Genomic DNA, 14,806 nt, shown 5'->3' with positions numbered 1-14,806 from the left:
CATCCCGCCTCACCCAACACGCAACAGCACAGAGCCGACAACCCGCTGTTGCAGTTGCAGTTGCTGTTGATTTCACAGCAGTCGCGGCCGCAGGCCGCGCGGAACACTCACAGATGCCGCAATTCCTGCTTCAACGTCGCCACGCAGCGGCGGCTGACTTCCAGCGGCTGCTTGCCATGGCGCAGCATCGCCTGCACCTGGCCGCCCGTGCCTCGACGCAGCTCCACCAGCTCATGGCGTGCCACCAGGCAGTTGCGATGGATGCGGATGAAGCGGCTGGCGAACTCCTCCTCCAGCGACTTCAGCGACTCCTCGATCAGGTCTTCGCCGCGTGCGTGGTGCACCACCACGTACTTCTCCTCGGCCTGCAGGTAGTGGATGTCGTCCAGCGGAATCAGGCGCAGGCTGCCGCGCAGGCGCGCGCACAGCATGCTGCGGGCCTGCTGCCCGCGGTGGTCCTGCGGCTGGCCGTCGCGGCCGGCCAGGAACGTGCGTGCGCGTGCGATCGCTGCAGCCAGGCGCTCGGCACGCACCGGCTTCATCAGGTAATCGATCGCTGCCGCTTCGAAGGCCGACAGTGCATGCGCGTCGTAGGCAGTGCAGAACACCACCGCCGGGCGTGGCTCGAAGCTGGCCAGGTGGCGGGCCGCTTCCAGCCCATCCAGCCCGGGCATGGCGATATCCAGCAGGACCAGGTCCGGCTGCAGCTCCGCGCACGCGTGCAGGGCCTGCTCGCCGTTGCCGGCCTCGGCCACCACATCCACGCCGTCCTGCGCGGCCAACAGGCTGCGCAGGCGCTCGCGCGCCAGCGGTTCGTCATCGGCGATGACTACCCTCACGATCGCTCCCTCACTGGATCGGCACTGTCACCTGGCAGGCATAGTAGCCCTCGCTCCAGCCAGCCGTCATCCGTGCGGCGCTGCCGAAGCGCCAGGCCAGCCGATGGCCGATGCTGTGCTGGGCATGGCCGGCACCGCGCGCCAGCGCCAGCCCGGGGGCCTGCGGATCGGGCGCCGGATTACGCACGCGGATCTGCAGCTCATTGCCCTCGCGCGCCAGCTGCAGCTCGATGGTCCCACCCTCGGGCAGCCGCGAGATGCCATGCAGCACGGCGTTCTCCACCAGCGGCTGCAATACCAGGCGAGGCAGGGGAAGATCCCAGGGCAGTGGCTCGTCGCGTTGCCAGCGCACCTGCAGGCGCTCGCCCAGTCGAAGTGATTCGATCGACAGATAGCGCTCGGCCAGCTCGCATTCGTCACGCAGGGTGGAATCGCCCTCGCCCGCCCCCAGCGCGGCACGGAACAGATCGGACAGGTCCAGCACCGCCCGCTCGGCCACCACCGGGTCGCGATGCAGCAGGCTGGCGATCAGGTTCATGCTGTTGAACAGGAAATGCGGGCGGATCCGCGCCTGCAGCGCGTCGGCCTGTGCGCGTGCGTTGGCCTGTACCTGCGCGGCCCAGCGATCACTCACATAGAAGTAGCGCAGGGCCAACGCCGTGATCAGCGCCGTCGTCGCGGCGCTGCCCAGCGTGAAGCGCCAGAAGCTGATGCCGCGGGCGAAGTTGTCGCCAAGCACCGCGTACAGGGCATGCACGATGCCCGCGCAGACCACCGCGATCAGCGTCGCCAGTGCGATGGCCGAGACCGCCCCCAGGACCTGTGGCAACCTCGACAACGCGTTCCGCAGCAGGCACAGGCTGGCCGTTACGGCCAGCGCCAGCCACAGCGCGAAACCACTGGCCGACAGCAGTTCGCCCACGGTCCAGTGGCGGCTGCCATCCGGGGCCAGGGCCAGCACCACCACCACCAGTTCGGCCAGGCCGAGCATCGCCGCCAGCCGCGGCAGGCGGCACAGTTCCGGCATCCAGGGCGGGGCGCTGGCCGGTGACATGGCTCAGGCAGCGCCCAGGCGTTCCTGCAACCAGTCACCCAGCGCCTGGATCTCTTCGGCGCAGACCTGGTGGGCCATCGGGTAGTTGTGCCATTCCACCTCCAGGCCCAGTGCCTGCAGGGCCTGCGCGCTGTGTACGGCCACCGCCTGCGGAATCACCGGGTCGCTGCTGCCATGGGCCATGAACACCGGCACCTGCACCGCTCCGTCAACGCGCTTGGCGCTCTCGGCTTCCGGCAGGTAGGTGGACAGTGCGATCAGGCCAGCCAGTGGCGCGGTGCGTGACAGCGCGGCGGTCAGGATGATCGCGCCCCCCTGCGAGAAGCCGGCCAGGAAGATCTTCTCCGGCGCGATGCCGCGCTCGACCTCCCGCGCAATCAGCGCATCCAGCTGCACCACCGATTCCTGCACGCCGGCCATGTCGGCGCGCGAACGGAAATCCATGCCGACGATGTCGTACCAGCCACGCATCGGCACGCCGTTGTTGATCGTGATCGGCCGCACCGGTGCATGCGGGAACACGAAGCGCAGCGCCGGCCAATGCGGACGCACCAGCTCCGGCACGATCGGTGCGAAGTCGTGGCCGTCGGCGCCGAGGCCGTGCAGCCAGATCACCGACCACTGCGGCGAGGCGCCGGTTTCCTGTTCCACCGTTTGCAGCATGATGCGGCTCCTTCAAGTTCGAGCCGCATTATGCCGCTGCCGCGGGACGATCAGTACAGCGGCGGTTGTTCGGCGGCTTCCCGTCGCAGCTGCGCGGCGCGTACCAGCACCGGCGGCGGGATGTTCTCCTCAGGAATATCGAGCAGGCCGAGGCGATGCAGGAAGGCACCCGGGCCGCGCGAAGACGTCAGCGCCACCACCGGTACCGCCAGCACCATGCCGATCACCACCGGCGCCATCCACGCGGCCAGCGAGGGCGATACCGCCCAGGCCAGCACGCCCATGAAGGCACCGAACACGCCCAGGCCGCCGTAGCCGCGGATCAGCGCCAACCACGAGATGCCACCATCGTCGCGCTGCTGTGCGTCCCAGCCGGAATCGCGGCCGGACAGCACTTCGGCCACCCCGCGCGACTGCACGTACATCACCACCGGTGCCATCAGTGCCGCCAATACGGTTTCCACCAGCATCGAGACGAACGCGCGCAGCGCGCCGCCACACCCGCGGCGGTCGACCGGGTCCAGCAGCATCGCCAGGTAACCCAGCACCTTGGGCAGCAGCAGCACCGCCATGGTCGCCGCGAACAGGCGCACCACCTGCTCCTCGTCCTGAGCCCGCCAGTACACGCTCGGCGACAGGTGCAGCAGGGCGTTGAAATCGATGCCTTCCTGGAACAACGGGATGGCGATGCCGATCAGCATCAGCATCGCCCACATCGGCGCGGTGAAGTAATGACCGATGCCGATCAGCATGTGCATGCGGCTGATCCAGTGCAGGCCGCGGCTGCCGACCACCTTGCCGTGCTGCAGGTTGCCCTGGCACCAGCGGCGGTCGCGCACCAGCAGATCGGTCAGCGTCGGCGGACCTTCTTCATAGCTGCCCCCCAGGTACGGCACCATGTGCGCGGCCCAGCCGCCCCGACGCATCAGCGCCGCTTCGACGAAGTCATGGCTGAGGACGTGGCCACCGAACGGCTTGCGCCCCGGCAGCGCCGGCAGCCCGGCCTGATCGGCAAAGGCGCGGGTGCGGATGATGGCGTTGTGACCCCAGTAATTGCTCTCGGCACCGTGCCACCAGGCCACACCGCGGGCGATCACCGGACCGTACACGCGGCCGCCGAACTGCTGCATGCGCGCGAACAGGGTGCGCCCACCGATCACCGACGGCAGGGTCTGGATCAGGCCGACATCGGCGTTGTGTTCCATGCCCGCGACCAGGCGCACGATGCTGTCGCCGGTCATCAGGCTGTCGGCGTCGAGGATCAGCATCTGCGGGTAGGCGCCGCCGAAGCGACGGACCCAGTCGGCGATGTTGCCGGCCTTGCGCCCGCTGTTGTCGCCACGGCGGCGGTAGAACAGCCGCGCCTGGCCATCGGTCACGCGCTCGCGCAGTTCGGCGAACACCTGCTCCTCGGCCCGTGCGATGTCTTCGCGGCGGGTATCACTGAGTACAAAGAAGTCGAACCGGTCGAGCTGGCCGGTGGCGGCCACCGACTCGTAGATCGCCTGCAGGCCGGCCAGCAGCCGGCGCGGGTCTTCGTTGTAGGTCGGCATCAGCAGCGCGGTGCGGCTGTGCACCGCCGGCAGCGGCTTGTCCGGGTCGATGCCGAGGCGGTAACCCCGGTCGAACACGGCAGTCAGGAAGCCGGCCACTGCACTGCCGAAAGACAGCGCGATCCAGGCAAACAGGCCGACAAACAGGACCAGCAGGCAGGCTTCGAGCACGCTGATGCCATTGGCCGACAGCACCCGCCACATCATCCGGGTGGCGATGGCGGTCATCGCCAGCGTGCCGCCGAAGATGTAGAACCGGCGCAGGCCGATCAGTCGCGGCGAGGTGCGGTGGCGGCGAACCTTCAGTTGGCCTTCGCGCAGGGTCTGCTCGGGCATCTGCAACGGCGATTCGGCCGGCAGCAGCGTCCAGCCGGCATCACGCCGGGACGCATCTGCTTCCGCATGGATGGTCTGCACCCCCATTGCCGCCTACTCCGCGCAGTCGGCACGGCCGGCCATCCCGGCCGGGCTGCATGCACCAAGGTTCCCGGCGCGCTTTCCCGGCGCCCGCACTTGTCCTGGCTGCGTCGGCCTCACGCCACGCAGTCGCTGTCTGTCACTACCGGAACCCACACGATCTCCAACGGGGCGGAATCGAAAATGCGGCTCAGTCTAGGGCGCCGGATGTAAGCCGAGTGCGAAGGTCTACGCCGGGATTTATCCCCATTCAGCAAACAGCAGGCGAGTGCCGGGGCGTGGGTACGGATGTCACTTGGTCGCCCAGGTACTGGATCGTAACAAACGCGAACGGTTATCATTTCATTAACCAGGCAGGTCACCGTCTTCCGCACGGCCGAGACCCACCCAGCTGCGCCGGTTCGAGCCGCGCGCCCAACGACCCATGGAAGGGGGGCCTGCCTGCTTGTCTGCTTGCGCCCGTTGCTTCCCTCCGGTCCCCCTCATCCGATGGAAGCCGTCATGTCCCAGCTGTTCCGTTCCCGTTCCGCGCGCCTGCCGCGCACCCGCCTGGCCAGTGCCCTGGCCACCGCCTGCCTGCTGGCCCTGCCCGGCCTGGCCGCCGCCGAGGCCAGCGCCGATGCCTCCACCAAGGATCTGGATACCGTGGTGGTCACCGCCTCGGGCAACCAGCAATGGATCAAGGATGCGCCGGCCAGCATCAGCGTGATCAGCCGCGAGGACATCGAGCGCCAGCCGGTGCACGACCTGGCCACCCTGCTCAGCCGCGTGCCGGGCGTGACCGGTGGCCTCAGTGCGGTCGGCGAGCAGTCCAAGATCAAGCTGCGCGGCATGCCGTCCAATTACACGCTGGTGCTGGTGGACGGCAAGCGCATGGGCAGCTCGGCCTCGACCAACTACCGCCCCGACCTCGGCCGCCAGGATCTGAACTGGATCTCGCCCGACCAGATCGAGCGCATCGAAGTGGTGCGCGGACCGATGTCGTCGCTGTACGGCTCCGACGCCATGGGCGGCGTGATCAACATCATCACCCGGCGCATCGGCGATGACTGGAGCGGCAGCGCAACGCACAGCTATACCCGCCCCGGCGATGACAAGCGCGGTGATACCCAGCAGATCGGTGCGACCTTCTCCGGCCCGCTCGGCGAACGCTTCGGCCTGCGTATCGGTGCCAACAGCATGCGCCGCGACTCGGACCGCTCCAACGGCGGTGTCTACGGCAACGCCTACGCCGGCGAGAAGGACCGCAACGTCGACGCGCTGCTGCAGTGGAAGCTCAGCGATGCGCAGGAACTGTCGCTGGAAGCCGGTCATGGCGTGCAGCAGGCCTTCATCGATGCCTCTCTGGAGAAGCAGGACGAAGGCGCCTGGGGTGCCAGCGAACTCAAGCGCAGTTCGCTGGCGCTCAACCACGACGGCAAGTGGAGCTTCGGCAACTCGAAGATCAGTGCGTACTGGACCGAGTACAAGAACGACATCGGTGCCACAGGCCGCTCCGAAGCCACCGATACGATCATCGAGGGCAGCCTGACCACGCCCTTCACCCTGGGGGTTGAACACCAGTTCGCCGTGGGCGGCCAATGGAAGCGCCAGGAACTGACCAACACCGACACCATCGGCCGCGCGCCGATCGACTATGCCGGCAATGCCGTCAGCGGCTCCGATCTGGAAGTGGATACCTGGGCCCTGTTCGTCGAAGACGAACTGAAGCTGCACCGCACCTTGGCGCTGACCCTCGGCGCACGTCTGGATCACCATGAGAAGTTCGGCGGCCACGTCAGCCCGCGTGCCTACCTGGTCTGGCATCCGGCCGAGCAATGGACCATCCGCGGTGGCGTTTCCAAAGGCTTCCGCGCACCCAGCCTGACCGAGAATTCGGCCACCGCCGCCACCCAGTCCGGCGGCCGAGGCTGCACCTCGCTGATCCCGCTGGGCTATACCCGCGGCGGCTGCTACATGGCCGGCAACCCGGACCTGGACCCGGAAACCAGCACCAACCGCGAGATCGGCATCAGCTTCGACAACGACCTGGTCGATGCGGGCCTGACCTACTTCCATACCGACTTCAGGAACAAGATCGAGTACGCACCGCTGGGCAGGTTCAACGGCATCTGGTGGACGCGCATGAGCAACGTGCAGCGCGCACGCACCAGCGGCATGGAAGGCAACCTCAATTTCCGCTTCGGCGAGCACTGGCGCTGGCGCACCTCGGCGACCTGGATGAAGGAAGCCAAGAACCTGACCACCGGCCGCAACCTGATCGATACTCCGGAATTCTCTGGCTATTCGTCGCTGGACTGGACGCCCAGTACGGTGTTTTCCAGCAGCCTGTCGGCGCAGTACACCGGCAAGCAGACCGGCACGGCGACGACCTTCCTCAAGGCCTACACGTTGTATGACCTGGCCGCGGCCTGGAACGTCAACGAGGTACTGACCCTGCGTGGCGGCGTCAGCAACCTGGCCGACAAGAAGCTGTATGCCGAAGGCTCCACCGACTACTTCGTGGCCGGGCGCAGCTACTTCATGAGCATGACAGCGCGGTTCTGACCGGCGGCGCGCGCCGCGATCGCGCTGGCAGCACGCCAGCGCGATCGGCGGTGTTGCGGATTACTCGCTTTCCAGCGCGGCCGCGGCCGCGTTCTGCGTAGCGGCCGTGCGTGCACGGTCCATCGCTACCGCCAGTTGCTGGCGTGCGAGCAGTTGTTGAGCCTGCACCACTTCAGGTGTCGGCAGGAGCACCGGTCCCGGTGCGTTTTCCGGTGTAGCAGGTGTGGTCATGCAACCTCCATGGACATCCCGCCGCCACCCGGGTTCAGCTGGGGTGGCAGCGGAACTGCGCACCCTATCCTAAAAACAAGGCGGATGGGTGACGGTGCGGCGCCCCGCCGCACCACAACGATCAAGGCGGGCGTCACATTTTTGACGCCGAAGCTTGGATCCTGAATAGGACTTGCCCTATCATGAAAACGTTTTCCAACAGGGATGTTTCCCATGAATACCACTGACCTGTCCCAGTTCAGCCCGAAGTGGCAGTTCCGCTTCAACTTCTTCCGCCAGCACGGCGCCCCCAAGAATCCCGGCTTCAAGCAGGCCTGGAAGGCGCTGTCCTTCGGTGACCGCCTGAAGATCAACCTGAACTTCTTTGCGTTGTTCTTCGGCGCCATCTACCTGTTGATCTTGGGCATGTGGCGCAAGGCACTGGTGTTGATCGGCATCAACATCGTGCTCGCCATCATCACCATGTTCCTTCCGGACGTGGTGGGGCGCATGCTGTTCATCGCCATGAACCTGCTCGTCGCCTCCAGCACCAACTACAGCTACTACCTGGAGAAGGTGGAAGGACGCGCCAGCTGGAACCCGTTTGAAGGCATGTTCTGAGCCCTCAGAACTGCGCAGGGATGCGCGGCAAGGATGCAATCGACGCCCGGCCCCCGCCGGGCGTCTTCGTTTGCGGGATCAGGCCGCGCGGCGAGCCGTGGCCACCGGCTCGGCCTGCAGGCGGAAGCGCGAGACCGCCACCGCCAGCTGCTCGGCCTGTTCTTCCATCGCACGCGCGGCGGCACTGGCTTCCTCCACCAGCGCGGCGTTCTGCTGGGTGGTCTCGTCCATCTGCACCACGGTCTGGTTGACCTGCTCGATGCCCGCCGACTGCTCGCGAGAGGCCGCCGAGATCTCGGCCATGATCTCGTTCACTCGACCGACCTGGCCAACGATTTCCTGCATGGTGCGGCCCGCGCCGTGCACCAGCTGCGCACCGGCACCGACCTGCGCCACCGAGGCGTCGATCAGCTCCTTGATCTCCTTCGCCGCACCTGCCGAGCGCTGGGCCAGCGCGCGCACTTCGCTGGCGACCACGGCGAATCCACGCCCCTGTTCGCCGGCACGCGCCGCTTCCACCGCCGCGTTCAACGCCAGGATGTTGGTCTGGAACGCGATGCCGTCGATCACCGAAATGATCTCCGCAATGCGCTGCGACGAGGCCTCGATCTGCTCCATGGTCTGCACCACTCGGCTGACCACCTGCCCGCCTTCGCTGGCCACACCCGCTGCGGAGCCGGCCAGGGTGTTGGCCTGCAGCGCGTGGTCGGCATTCTGGCGCACCGTGGAGGTCAGCTCCTCCATCGAGGCCGCGGTCTCTTCCAGGTTCGCTGCCTGCTGCTCGGTACGGCGCGACAGGTCACTGTTGCCCGCGGCAATCTCACCCGCCGCCAGGCGGATGCTGGCCGCCGACTGCTGGATCTGGCCGACGATCTGGGTCAGCTGCTGCACGGTGCTGTTGGCATCGTCGCGCATCACCGCGAACACACCGTGGAAGTCGCCGTGCATGCGCGCGCTGAGATCGCCTGCGGCGATCGCGCGCAGCAGCGTCGACAGCTCGGCCAGGTTGTGGTCGCTGACCTGCATCATGGTGTTGAGGGTTTCCACCATGCGGCGGAAGTCGTGGTCGAAGCGCAGCGTGTCGCCGCGCACCGCGAAGTCGCCGGCGGCGGCGGCGGCGGCCAGCTGCTGGATCTGATCGTTGATCGCCGCCAGGTTGCTCTTGGTGGTGGCCATCGCAGCGGTGAACACCGCCTTCTCGCCCGGCAGCGCTTCCATGTCCACGCTCAGGTCACCCACCGCATAACGCTGCATCACGTCGACCAGGCGCTGGGTGACGGCGTTGCTGGAGGCCACCAGCTGGTTGCTGTCGGCCACCATCCGGCCGTACTCGCCCGGGAACGCCGCGGCGTCCATGCGGTAGCTGAGTTCGCCGGCGTCATGGCGACGCGCCATCTCCGCCTGCGCCGCCATCACCGACTGCAGCTGACCCCGCATGCCCTGCATCGCATCCAGCAGGCGGCCCACTTCGTCGTTGCTGCGTGCCGGCAGGGTGCTGTCCAGCTTGCCTGCGGCGACGTCGCCGGCCACGCGCACGGCTTCGGCCAGTGGGCGGATCGCCAACCGGCGCAGCAGCACATAGACACCCACACTCAGCGTCAGCGCGGCCACCACGCCAACCAGCAGGGTCAGCCACAGCAGCTGGCGCGCCTCGGCCACGATCACCGCGTGTGGCATCACCACGCCCAGCGCGAAGCGCTGCGGCGCATCGCCCACGCGCAGCGGCACGTACACGCGCACGTTGCCTGCCGCATCCGGAGTGAAGGCTTCGAACCGGCGGTCGGCGGCGATGTCGGCCAGCATGCTGCGGGTCAATGCGTCGTTGCGCGGCTTGCCGATCTCGGCGGCGTTCGCCGAAGCCAGCACCACGCCGTTCGGCGAGAGCAGTTCAACGCGCCCGGCGCCCATCGGCTTCAGCGTGGCCAGGTGCTTCTGCAGCGCCGCCAGCGAGAAGTCCACGGTGAACACACCGAGGAACGTGCCGTTTTCGATGATCGGCGTGCTCAGCGTGCTCATCAGCACCTGCTGGCCGGCGATGTCGTAGGCATAAGGTTCACTGACCTTGGGCAGCTTGTCGCGGCTGGGCACCACGTACCAGTCGGCCGAGCCGTCAGCGGCTTCGGTGTAGTCGGTCATGGTCGATTGCTGTGGCTTGCCGTCATGCCAGGCCCAGTAGCTCATGTAGCGGCCGCTGGCATCGTGCATCTCGGCATTGGCGAACTCGGCATCCTTGCCATCGAAGGCGTCGGCTTCCCACATGGTGCTCTTGCCCAGCCATTCTGGATGGCTGCGCAGCTGCTCGCCCAGCACGGCCGCCAGGCTGGCGCGATCAGGCGCGTCACCCCGCGCACGCTGGGCGAGCACGGCCTCGACCATGGCGTCGTTGCTTGCAAAGGCGGTGCCCAGATCCGCCGCGACCTGGCGGGCTTCGGCGGTGGCTTCGCTGGCCATGGTCTGGCGCGAGGCATCGATCAGGCTGGCGCTGGCCTGGCGGTAGATCAGGAACGCGGTCAGGCCGAAGCACAGCAGCGCGATCGCAGCGGTGCCCAGCATCAGCTTGTGGGCGATGCTGCCCGGGCGGCGGGCAGCGGCGGAACGGGGAGAATGCATGGAAGGGTCCGCAAGGCAGTTCAGGACGACCGGCACCGCGAGGGCACCGCGCAGGTGCGCGATCCGTCGCGCAGGCCACCGGCCGCCGGGACCCGCCCGGCGCAGGAAGCGCACCGGGTTAGCGGCCGCCTGCGAACGAGGTTGAGGCGCTCCGCCTGCACATTCCTGAATCTGCTCAGGGTCGGGTCAGGAACCCGCCCCGTTCCGTCCTATTCGGCAACCCGATCCTTGATCCACTGCGCCCGAGGCAACACCTCGATGCTGCCAGCCGCGTACTGCTGCAGCACGTCGTCCGGGCCGAAGCGCGGCTGCCAGCCCAGTGTGCTGCGCATCAGTGCACTGTCGTAGACGCGGTCGATGCTCAACGGCAGCGGCCAGCCGCGGCGCTCGAACTCGGCCAGCAGCAGCGGGGCGCGGCGGGCCAGCACCCGGCGGGGCTGGGTCGCCAGCTCCAGGCAATCCTCGCGCAGGAACGGTGTCGGTGCGCAGGCAATATAGCGTGCGAAGGCAGCGCCCTCATCGTGCAGCAGCGCGGCATGTGCACTGGCCACGTCGCGCGCGTCGATGCCGCGGTGCAGGCGGAACATCGCCATCCGCTCCGGTGGCTCGGGGAAGCAGCGGGCCATGCGCAGCACGCGCACGCTGAAGCCCGGTGCCGCAGCGGCTTCGGCCAACGCCTCTGCCTGCAGCTTGCTGCGATGGTAGATCGTGCGCGGCAACGGCTCGGTATCTTCATCGATCCAGCGGCATCCACCCGCCACTACCGCATGGCCATACAGCGCCGTGGTGCTGGTCAGCACGAAGCGGCGTGCACCAGCCTCGCGGGCAGCCTGCAACAGGTGTGCGGTCGCCTCCACATTGATCTGCTGGAATACCGTATCCGGCACCAGGCCGACATGAGGTGCGTGCAGGGCGGCGGTATGGATCACCGCATCGACCCCCTGCACCGCCCGCGTCACGGCCTGACGATCGGTGACATCGGCAATGATGCGGGTGGTGGCAAATGGGCTGCGATCCAGCCCCACCACTTCGTGGGCCGCCGCCAGCGCGCCGAAGATCGCACGCCCGATCCGCCCGGAACTGCCGGTCAACAGAATCTTCATTGAGTCCATTCACTCGAAGCGCCCGGGAACTACCGGGATGCTTCGATTCTAGGCACGCTGCATATCGTCTGCGATAGGGCGCGGTTGCAATTGTGCGTTCATTTTGGCGATGCCGATCGGGCCAGCAGCTGCCGGGCGACGAACAGCGGATCGTCACCGCCTGCCGCATCAGGCGTGACCCCGGTACGTTCCCAGTTGGTTCCGGTACGAAGGTTGATCGGCTGCCGGTCGGGAATGCTGATCTGATAGCCATCCGGCAGCAGCACAGGATCATCGAACATATGTGCCGCGCCGCCACTTCGACTCCCAACGACACGTGCCCGCCCCTGCGCCTGCAGCGAGTACGCGACGAATTCGGCGGCCGAGCCGGTGCGGCGGTCGATCAGCACCACCAGCGGCTTCAGGTACAGCCCCAGGCTCGCCGGTGGCAACGGTACCGGACTGCGTTGGCCACGTTGTTGCAGTGACTGCACCTGGGTGATCTCCGCCGCCAGCAGGGTCCGCACCAGCAGGTCCGCACTGCCGTCATCACCCCCCCCGTTCTGGCGCAGATCGAGCACCAGGCCATCGGTGTCGGCCAGCAGGGTGAAGGCCGCGGCCAGCTTCGGCCGGGCCAGATCGAGCGGATAGAAGGTGCTCAGGCGCAGGTAGCCGATGTTGCCTTCCAGCACCCGCACCTCGCGCACGCCCGCACCATTGCTGCGTGCATCCGCGCGCCAGGCCATCAGCCAGTCATCCTGGCCGGCGCTGGCATCCACCCGCTCGACATGGAAGTGGCCATCGAACACGTCCAGGTCCTGGTTCAGGCGTGCGCTGAACGCCTTCGGGTCCGCGCAGCTGTCCGCATAGCGCTGCTGGGCGGACCAGCCGCGCACCACCTCGGCAATGCGCGCGCCTTCGGCCACGTCCAGGTACTGCGCCTGTATCGCCTTGGCCGCCGCCTGCAGCACCGCGTCCTGGGCCGGGCAGGACGCCGCCAGCAGCGCGCCCAGCATCCACGAAACCACCATGACCGCACTCCACGTTGATGATATGTAAGTGCTTATATATCATCGCGACCATGGATCTCCAACATGCCTCCTTGGGAACGCTGCTGCGGGCCCTGCTCGACCAGCTCGACCCGGCCGTCGAGCAGGCCTACCGCGACCTGAAGCTGGACTACCGGCCGCGCTACACCCCGGTGCTGCGCACGCTGATGGCGCAGGGCCCCTGCCGCATCAAGGACCTCGCACTGGCCTGCGGGCTCAGCCATTCGGCACTCAGCCAGACGGTTTCAGCAATGGTGCGCGACGGCTGGCTGCACGCTGCGGTCGGTGAAGACAGCCGTGAGCGCATCCTGCAGTTGAGCCCGCGCGCACTGCAGGCGCTGCCGGCGCTGCAGGCGCAGTGGCAGGCCACGGCTCGCGCGGCGCGCAGCCTCGATGCCGATCTTGGACAGTCGTTGGAGCAGGTGCTGCGCGACGCACTGCAGGCGCTTGAGCAGCGGCCGTTCGCGCAGCGACTGCGCGACACACCCCAGCGCTGAGGCACCTACTGTTCGGCTGCCATCTCGATTTCACTGAGGAAGGTCCAGCTGCCATTGGCCAACCGCAGCTCGAGCGTGCGGCACTGCGCGGCCAGCGGCGCGGCATTGCCCAGCACGTATTCCTCTTCGGTCGAACCGCTCAGCCCGGCCTGGGTGAATGGCGCCGACAGCACGCCGATGCGGGTTGCGGCAGAGCCCGGCTCAGCGGACATCACCTCCACCGACGTCGGCGTGACGATGCCCCAGGCCGGGCGGGTCATCGTGTGCAGGCCGATCCAGTCCACCCGCCGGCGCTGGCCGAGGTCGATGGTGATGCTGACATTGCCGTGCACACCCACCCAGCCGGCATCCATCGGGTTGCGCGGATCCCCCACCCGGCGATCGAACAGTTCATGCCCGGTGCTGTCGGGATAGTTTGCGTCCGGCGCCGTGCTGTAGCTGTAGGTGGTCTGCACCGGATCGACACTGTAGGACGCACCGAGGCCATACAATCCGCGATAGGTGTTCATCATCCGCGGCGATTCGCCATAGCCCTGGCCGGGGCCGACCACCTCGGACATGTGGTACTGGTTGAGCCAGGCAACGCGCTTGCCGGCCGAACGCGCACTCCACAACTGCTGGTTGATGCGCTGCACCGACGCGGAGCGATAGGCACCGGACAGCCCGTTGCCGGTCTCCAGGAACAAGGGGCTGCCATGGTTGAACAGTTCGATGTCGGCCCACAGGCCGCTGGCACCCAGCGCCGCCGACAGCGCCTCGTAGTACGCCTCGTTGGAATGACCCGCGCGATCCCACTGGAACAATCGGGCATGCGAGGCAGCACCGATGCCGTCCTGCCAGATCTGCACGTCCACGCCGGTGGCTGTACGGAACTGTGCAGCAGCCCGGCCCACGCTGGCCGGATCCACGCTGGATGACGCCTGGTAGGGTGCCACCATCACCGGCCGCGAGGGTGTACTGCCTTTGAGCGCCGTCACGATCGCGCGATAGAACGGCGCGCGATCAATCGGCACCTGTGCCGGCTCGTCGGTGATGTACCAGCCGGCGAACGCCGGATGCGATCCGTACTGCTGGCCAAGCTGCGCCAGCGACTGCGCCGCATCCTGTGCCACGGCCGTTGCATTCTGGCCCTGCCAGAAGGTGGCGCACTGCCCCGAACTGTAGGTGGTGCCCACCACGACCTTCATGCCGCGCGCGGCTGCCGCATCGAGCACGGTGCCGAGCTTGCCGGGAAGCCGGCAATCCATTCGAAATCCTGCACACCGCTGGCGCATCCCACGCCGGCACGGGTGGCACGCACCTGACCGAGGATGATCGTGTCGTTGCCGAGGTCCTGCAGTTCATCCAGGAACAGCGGCAATTGCGCGGCTGGCAGCTGTTCGTCGGTGGCCGAATAGCCGACGTGAACAAAGCTGCCGGACAACAGGGGGCTGGCTGCATGGACGGGGGCGATACAGGCCAGCAATGCGATCACTCCAATCCTGTTCATGTTCTACGTCCCTGTGGTGGCCGGGCAAGTGGCGTTGTCGCGCATGCTATCAACAGCGGCGGTGGCCCCATCACCATCATCGGCAACGCTGCGCGACCGCCGACATCAGCTGCCGCTGCAGCAGCGCACATGCAAAGTCGATTCAAGCGGTTGATTCATTCATCTGCGTGATCGA

Annotated in this window: 13 protein-coding genes; 3 read left to right on the top strand and 10 right to left on the bottom strand. The window is 67.3% G+C overall.

Annotated features, from left to right (window positions below):
* Window positions 1-107 precede the first annotated feature (107 nt).
* The 4 genes from ARC63_RS10445 to mdoH are packed head-to-tail and all read right to left on the bottom strand — an operon-like array spanning window position 108 to window position 4,532.
* Window positions 108-839, bottom strand: a complete 732-nt coding sequence (locus ARC63_RS10445) for a LytR/AlgR family response regulator transcription factor (RefSeq protein WP_010481294.1) — start codon at window positions 837-839, stop codon at window positions 108-110.
* A 10-nt stretch (window positions 840-849) separates the two neighbouring features.
* A complete protein-coding gene (locus ARC63_RS10440) occupies window positions 850-1,893 on the bottom strand; it encodes a sensor histidine kinase (RefSeq protein ID WP_053443558.1) in 1,044 nt (347 codons plus the stop codon).
* A gap of 3 nt (window positions 1,894-1,896) precedes the next feature.
* Window positions 1,897-2,556 carry an alpha/beta hydrolase gene (locus tag ARC63_RS10435; RefSeq protein WP_082587844.1) on the bottom strand — a complete coding sequence of 220 codons (660 nt, stop codon included), beginning with the start codon at window positions 2,554-2,556 and terminating at the stop codon, window positions 1,897-1,899.
* A 50-nt stretch (window positions 2,557-2,606) separates the two neighbouring features.
* Window positions 2,607-4,532 (bottom strand): glucans biosynthesis glucosyltransferase MdoH, encoded by a 1,926-nt coding sequence (gene mdoH / locus ARC63_RS10430; protein WP_057503224.1) that lies wholly within the window; start codon window positions 4,530-4,532, stop codon window positions 2,607-2,609.
* A gap of 495 nt (window positions 4,533-5,027) precedes the next feature.
* Here mdoH and ARC63_RS10425 point away from each other — a divergent pair, with 495 nt between their 5' ends.
* On the top strand, window positions 5,028-7,073 hold the full coding sequence (locus tag ARC63_RS10425; RefSeq protein ID WP_057503223.1) for a TonB-dependent receptor domain-containing protein: 2,046 nt from the start codon (window positions 5,028-5,030) through the stop codon (window positions 7,071-7,073).
* A gap of 60 nt (window positions 7,074-7,133) precedes the next feature.
* On the opposite strand, the gene ARC63_RS23505 is transcribed toward ARC63_RS10425, so the two are convergent.
* A complete protein-coding gene (locus tag ARC63_RS23505) occupies window positions 7,134-7,304 on the bottom strand; it encodes a hypothetical protein (RefSeq protein WP_167345305.1) in 171 nt (56 codons plus the stop codon).
* A 213-nt stretch (window positions 7,305-7,517) separates the two neighbouring features.
* Between ARC63_RS23505 and ARC63_RS10420 the strand changes: the two genes are divergently transcribed.
* Entirely contained in the window at window positions 7,518-7,904 is a 387-nt protein-coding gene (locus ARC63_RS10420) for a DUF2628 domain-containing protein (protein WP_049480183.1), read from the top strand.
* Between the two features lie 78 nt (window positions 7,905-7,982).
* Here ARC63_RS10420 and ARC63_RS23795 read toward each other — a convergent pair whose 3' ends face one another.
* The 3 genes from ARC63_RS23795 to ARC63_RS10405 all read right to left on the bottom strand — a co-directional run bounded on the left by ARC63_RS23795 (window position 7,983) and on the right by ARC63_RS10405 (window position 12,627).
* Entirely contained in the window at window positions 7,983-10,514 is a 2,532-nt protein-coding gene (locus ARC63_RS23795) for a methyl-accepting chemotaxis protein (RefSeq protein ID WP_057503222.1), read from the bottom strand.
* 209 nt (window positions 10,515-10,723) lie between these two features.
* Window positions 10,724-11,617 carry an NAD-dependent epimerase/dehydratase family protein gene (locus tag ARC63_RS10410; RefSeq protein WP_057503221.1) on the bottom strand — a complete coding sequence of 298 codons (894 nt, stop codon included), beginning with the start codon at window positions 11,615-11,617 and terminating at the stop codon, window positions 10,724-10,726.
* Window positions 11,618-11,715: 98 nt separating this feature from the next.
* Window positions 11,716-12,627 (bottom strand): S41 family peptidase, encoded by a 912-nt coding sequence (locus ARC63_RS10405; protein ID WP_057503220.1) that lies wholly within the window; start codon window positions 12,625-12,627, stop codon window positions 11,716-11,718.
* Window positions 12,628-12,677: 50 nt separating this feature from the next.
* On the opposite strand from ARC63_RS10405, the gene ARC63_RS10400 reads away from it, so the two are divergent.
* Window positions 12,678-13,142, top strand: a complete 465-nt coding sequence (locus ARC63_RS10400) for a MarR family winged helix-turn-helix transcriptional regulator (RefSeq protein ID WP_049480187.1) — start codon at window positions 12,678-12,680, stop codon at window positions 13,140-13,142.
* Window positions 13,143-13,147: 5 nt separating this feature from the next.
* Here the strand turns inward: ARC63_RS10400 and ARC63_RS10395 are convergent, their stop codons facing one another.
* Entirely contained in the window at window positions 13,148-14,389 is a 1,242-nt protein-coding gene (locus ARC63_RS10395; RefSeq protein WP_231298624.1) for a DUF4434 domain-containing protein, read from the bottom strand.
* Window positions 14,326-14,631: a hypothetical protein gene (locus ARC63_RS23670; protein ID WP_231298623.1), complete on the bottom strand. Its 306-nt coding sequence runs from the start codon at window positions 14,629-14,631 to the stop codon at window positions 14,326-14,328. The genes ARC63_RS10395 and ARC63_RS23670 overlap by 64 nt, the downstream gene beginning before the upstream one ends.
* Between the last annotated feature and the right edge of the window lie 175 nt (window positions 14,632-14,806).

Origin of the sequence: Stenotrophomonas geniculata ATCC 19374 = JCM 13324 (genome assembly GCF_001431625.1) — a bacterium.
Classification (GTDB): domain Bacteria; phylum Pseudomonadota; class Gammaproteobacteria; order Xanthomonadales; family Xanthomonadaceae; genus Stenotrophomonas; species Stenotrophomonas geniculata.
Note: the sequence above shows the minus strand (reverse complement) of the source record. Positions and strands in the feature narration are given on the sequence as shown.

Excerpts from the sequence above, each read along its gene's own strand:
- ARC63_RS10405 (WP_057503220.1), bottom strand. The coding sequence starts at position 12,627 with ATGGTGGTTTCGTGGATGCTGGGCGCGCTGCTGGCGGCGTCCTGCCCG.
- ARC63_RS10400 (WP_049480187.1), top strand. The coding sequence starts at position 12,678 with ATGGATCTCCAACATGCCTCCTTGGGAACGCTGCTGCGGGCCCTGCTC.
- ARC63_RS23670 (WP_231298623.1), bottom strand. The coding sequence starts at position 14,631 with ATGAACAGGATTGGAGTGATCGCATTGCTGGCCTGTATCGCCCCCGTC.
- ARC63_RS23795 (WP_057503222.1), bottom strand. The coding sequence starts at position 10,514 with ATGCATTCTCCCCGTTCCGCCGCTGCCCGCCGCCCGGGCAGCATCGCC.
- ARC63_RS10420 (WP_049480183.1), top strand. The coding sequence starts at position 7,518 with ATGAATACCACTGACCTGTCCCAGTTCAGCCCGAAGTGGCAGTTCCGC.
- ARC63_RS10440 (WP_053443558.1), bottom strand. The coding sequence starts at position 1,893 with ATGTCACCGGCCAGCGCCCCGCCCTGGATGCCGGAACTGTGCCGCCTG.
- ARC63_RS10395 (WP_231298624.1), bottom strand. The coding sequence starts at position 14,389 with ATGGATTGCCGGCTTCCCGGCAAGCTCGGCACCGTGCTCGATGCGGCA.
- ARC63_RS23505 (WP_167345305.1), bottom strand. The coding sequence starts at position 7,304 with ATGACCACACCTGCTACACCGGAAAACGCACCGGGACCGGTGCTCCTG.
- mdoH (WP_057503224.1), bottom strand. The coding sequence starts at position 4,532 with ATGGGGGTGCAGACCATCCATGCGGAAGCAGATGCGTCCCGGCGTGAT.
- ARC63_RS10410 (WP_057503221.1), bottom strand. The coding sequence starts at position 11,617 with ATGAAGATTCTGTTGACCGGCAGTTCCGGGCGGATCGGGCGTGCGATC.
- ARC63_RS10425 (WP_057503223.1), top strand. The coding sequence starts at position 5,028 with ATGTCCCAGCTGTTCCGTTCCCGTTCCGCGCGCCTGCCGCGCACCCGC.
- ARC63_RS10435 (WP_082587844.1), bottom strand. The coding sequence starts at position 2,556 with ATGCTGCAAACGGTGGAACAGGAAACCGGCGCCTCGCCGCAGTGGTCG.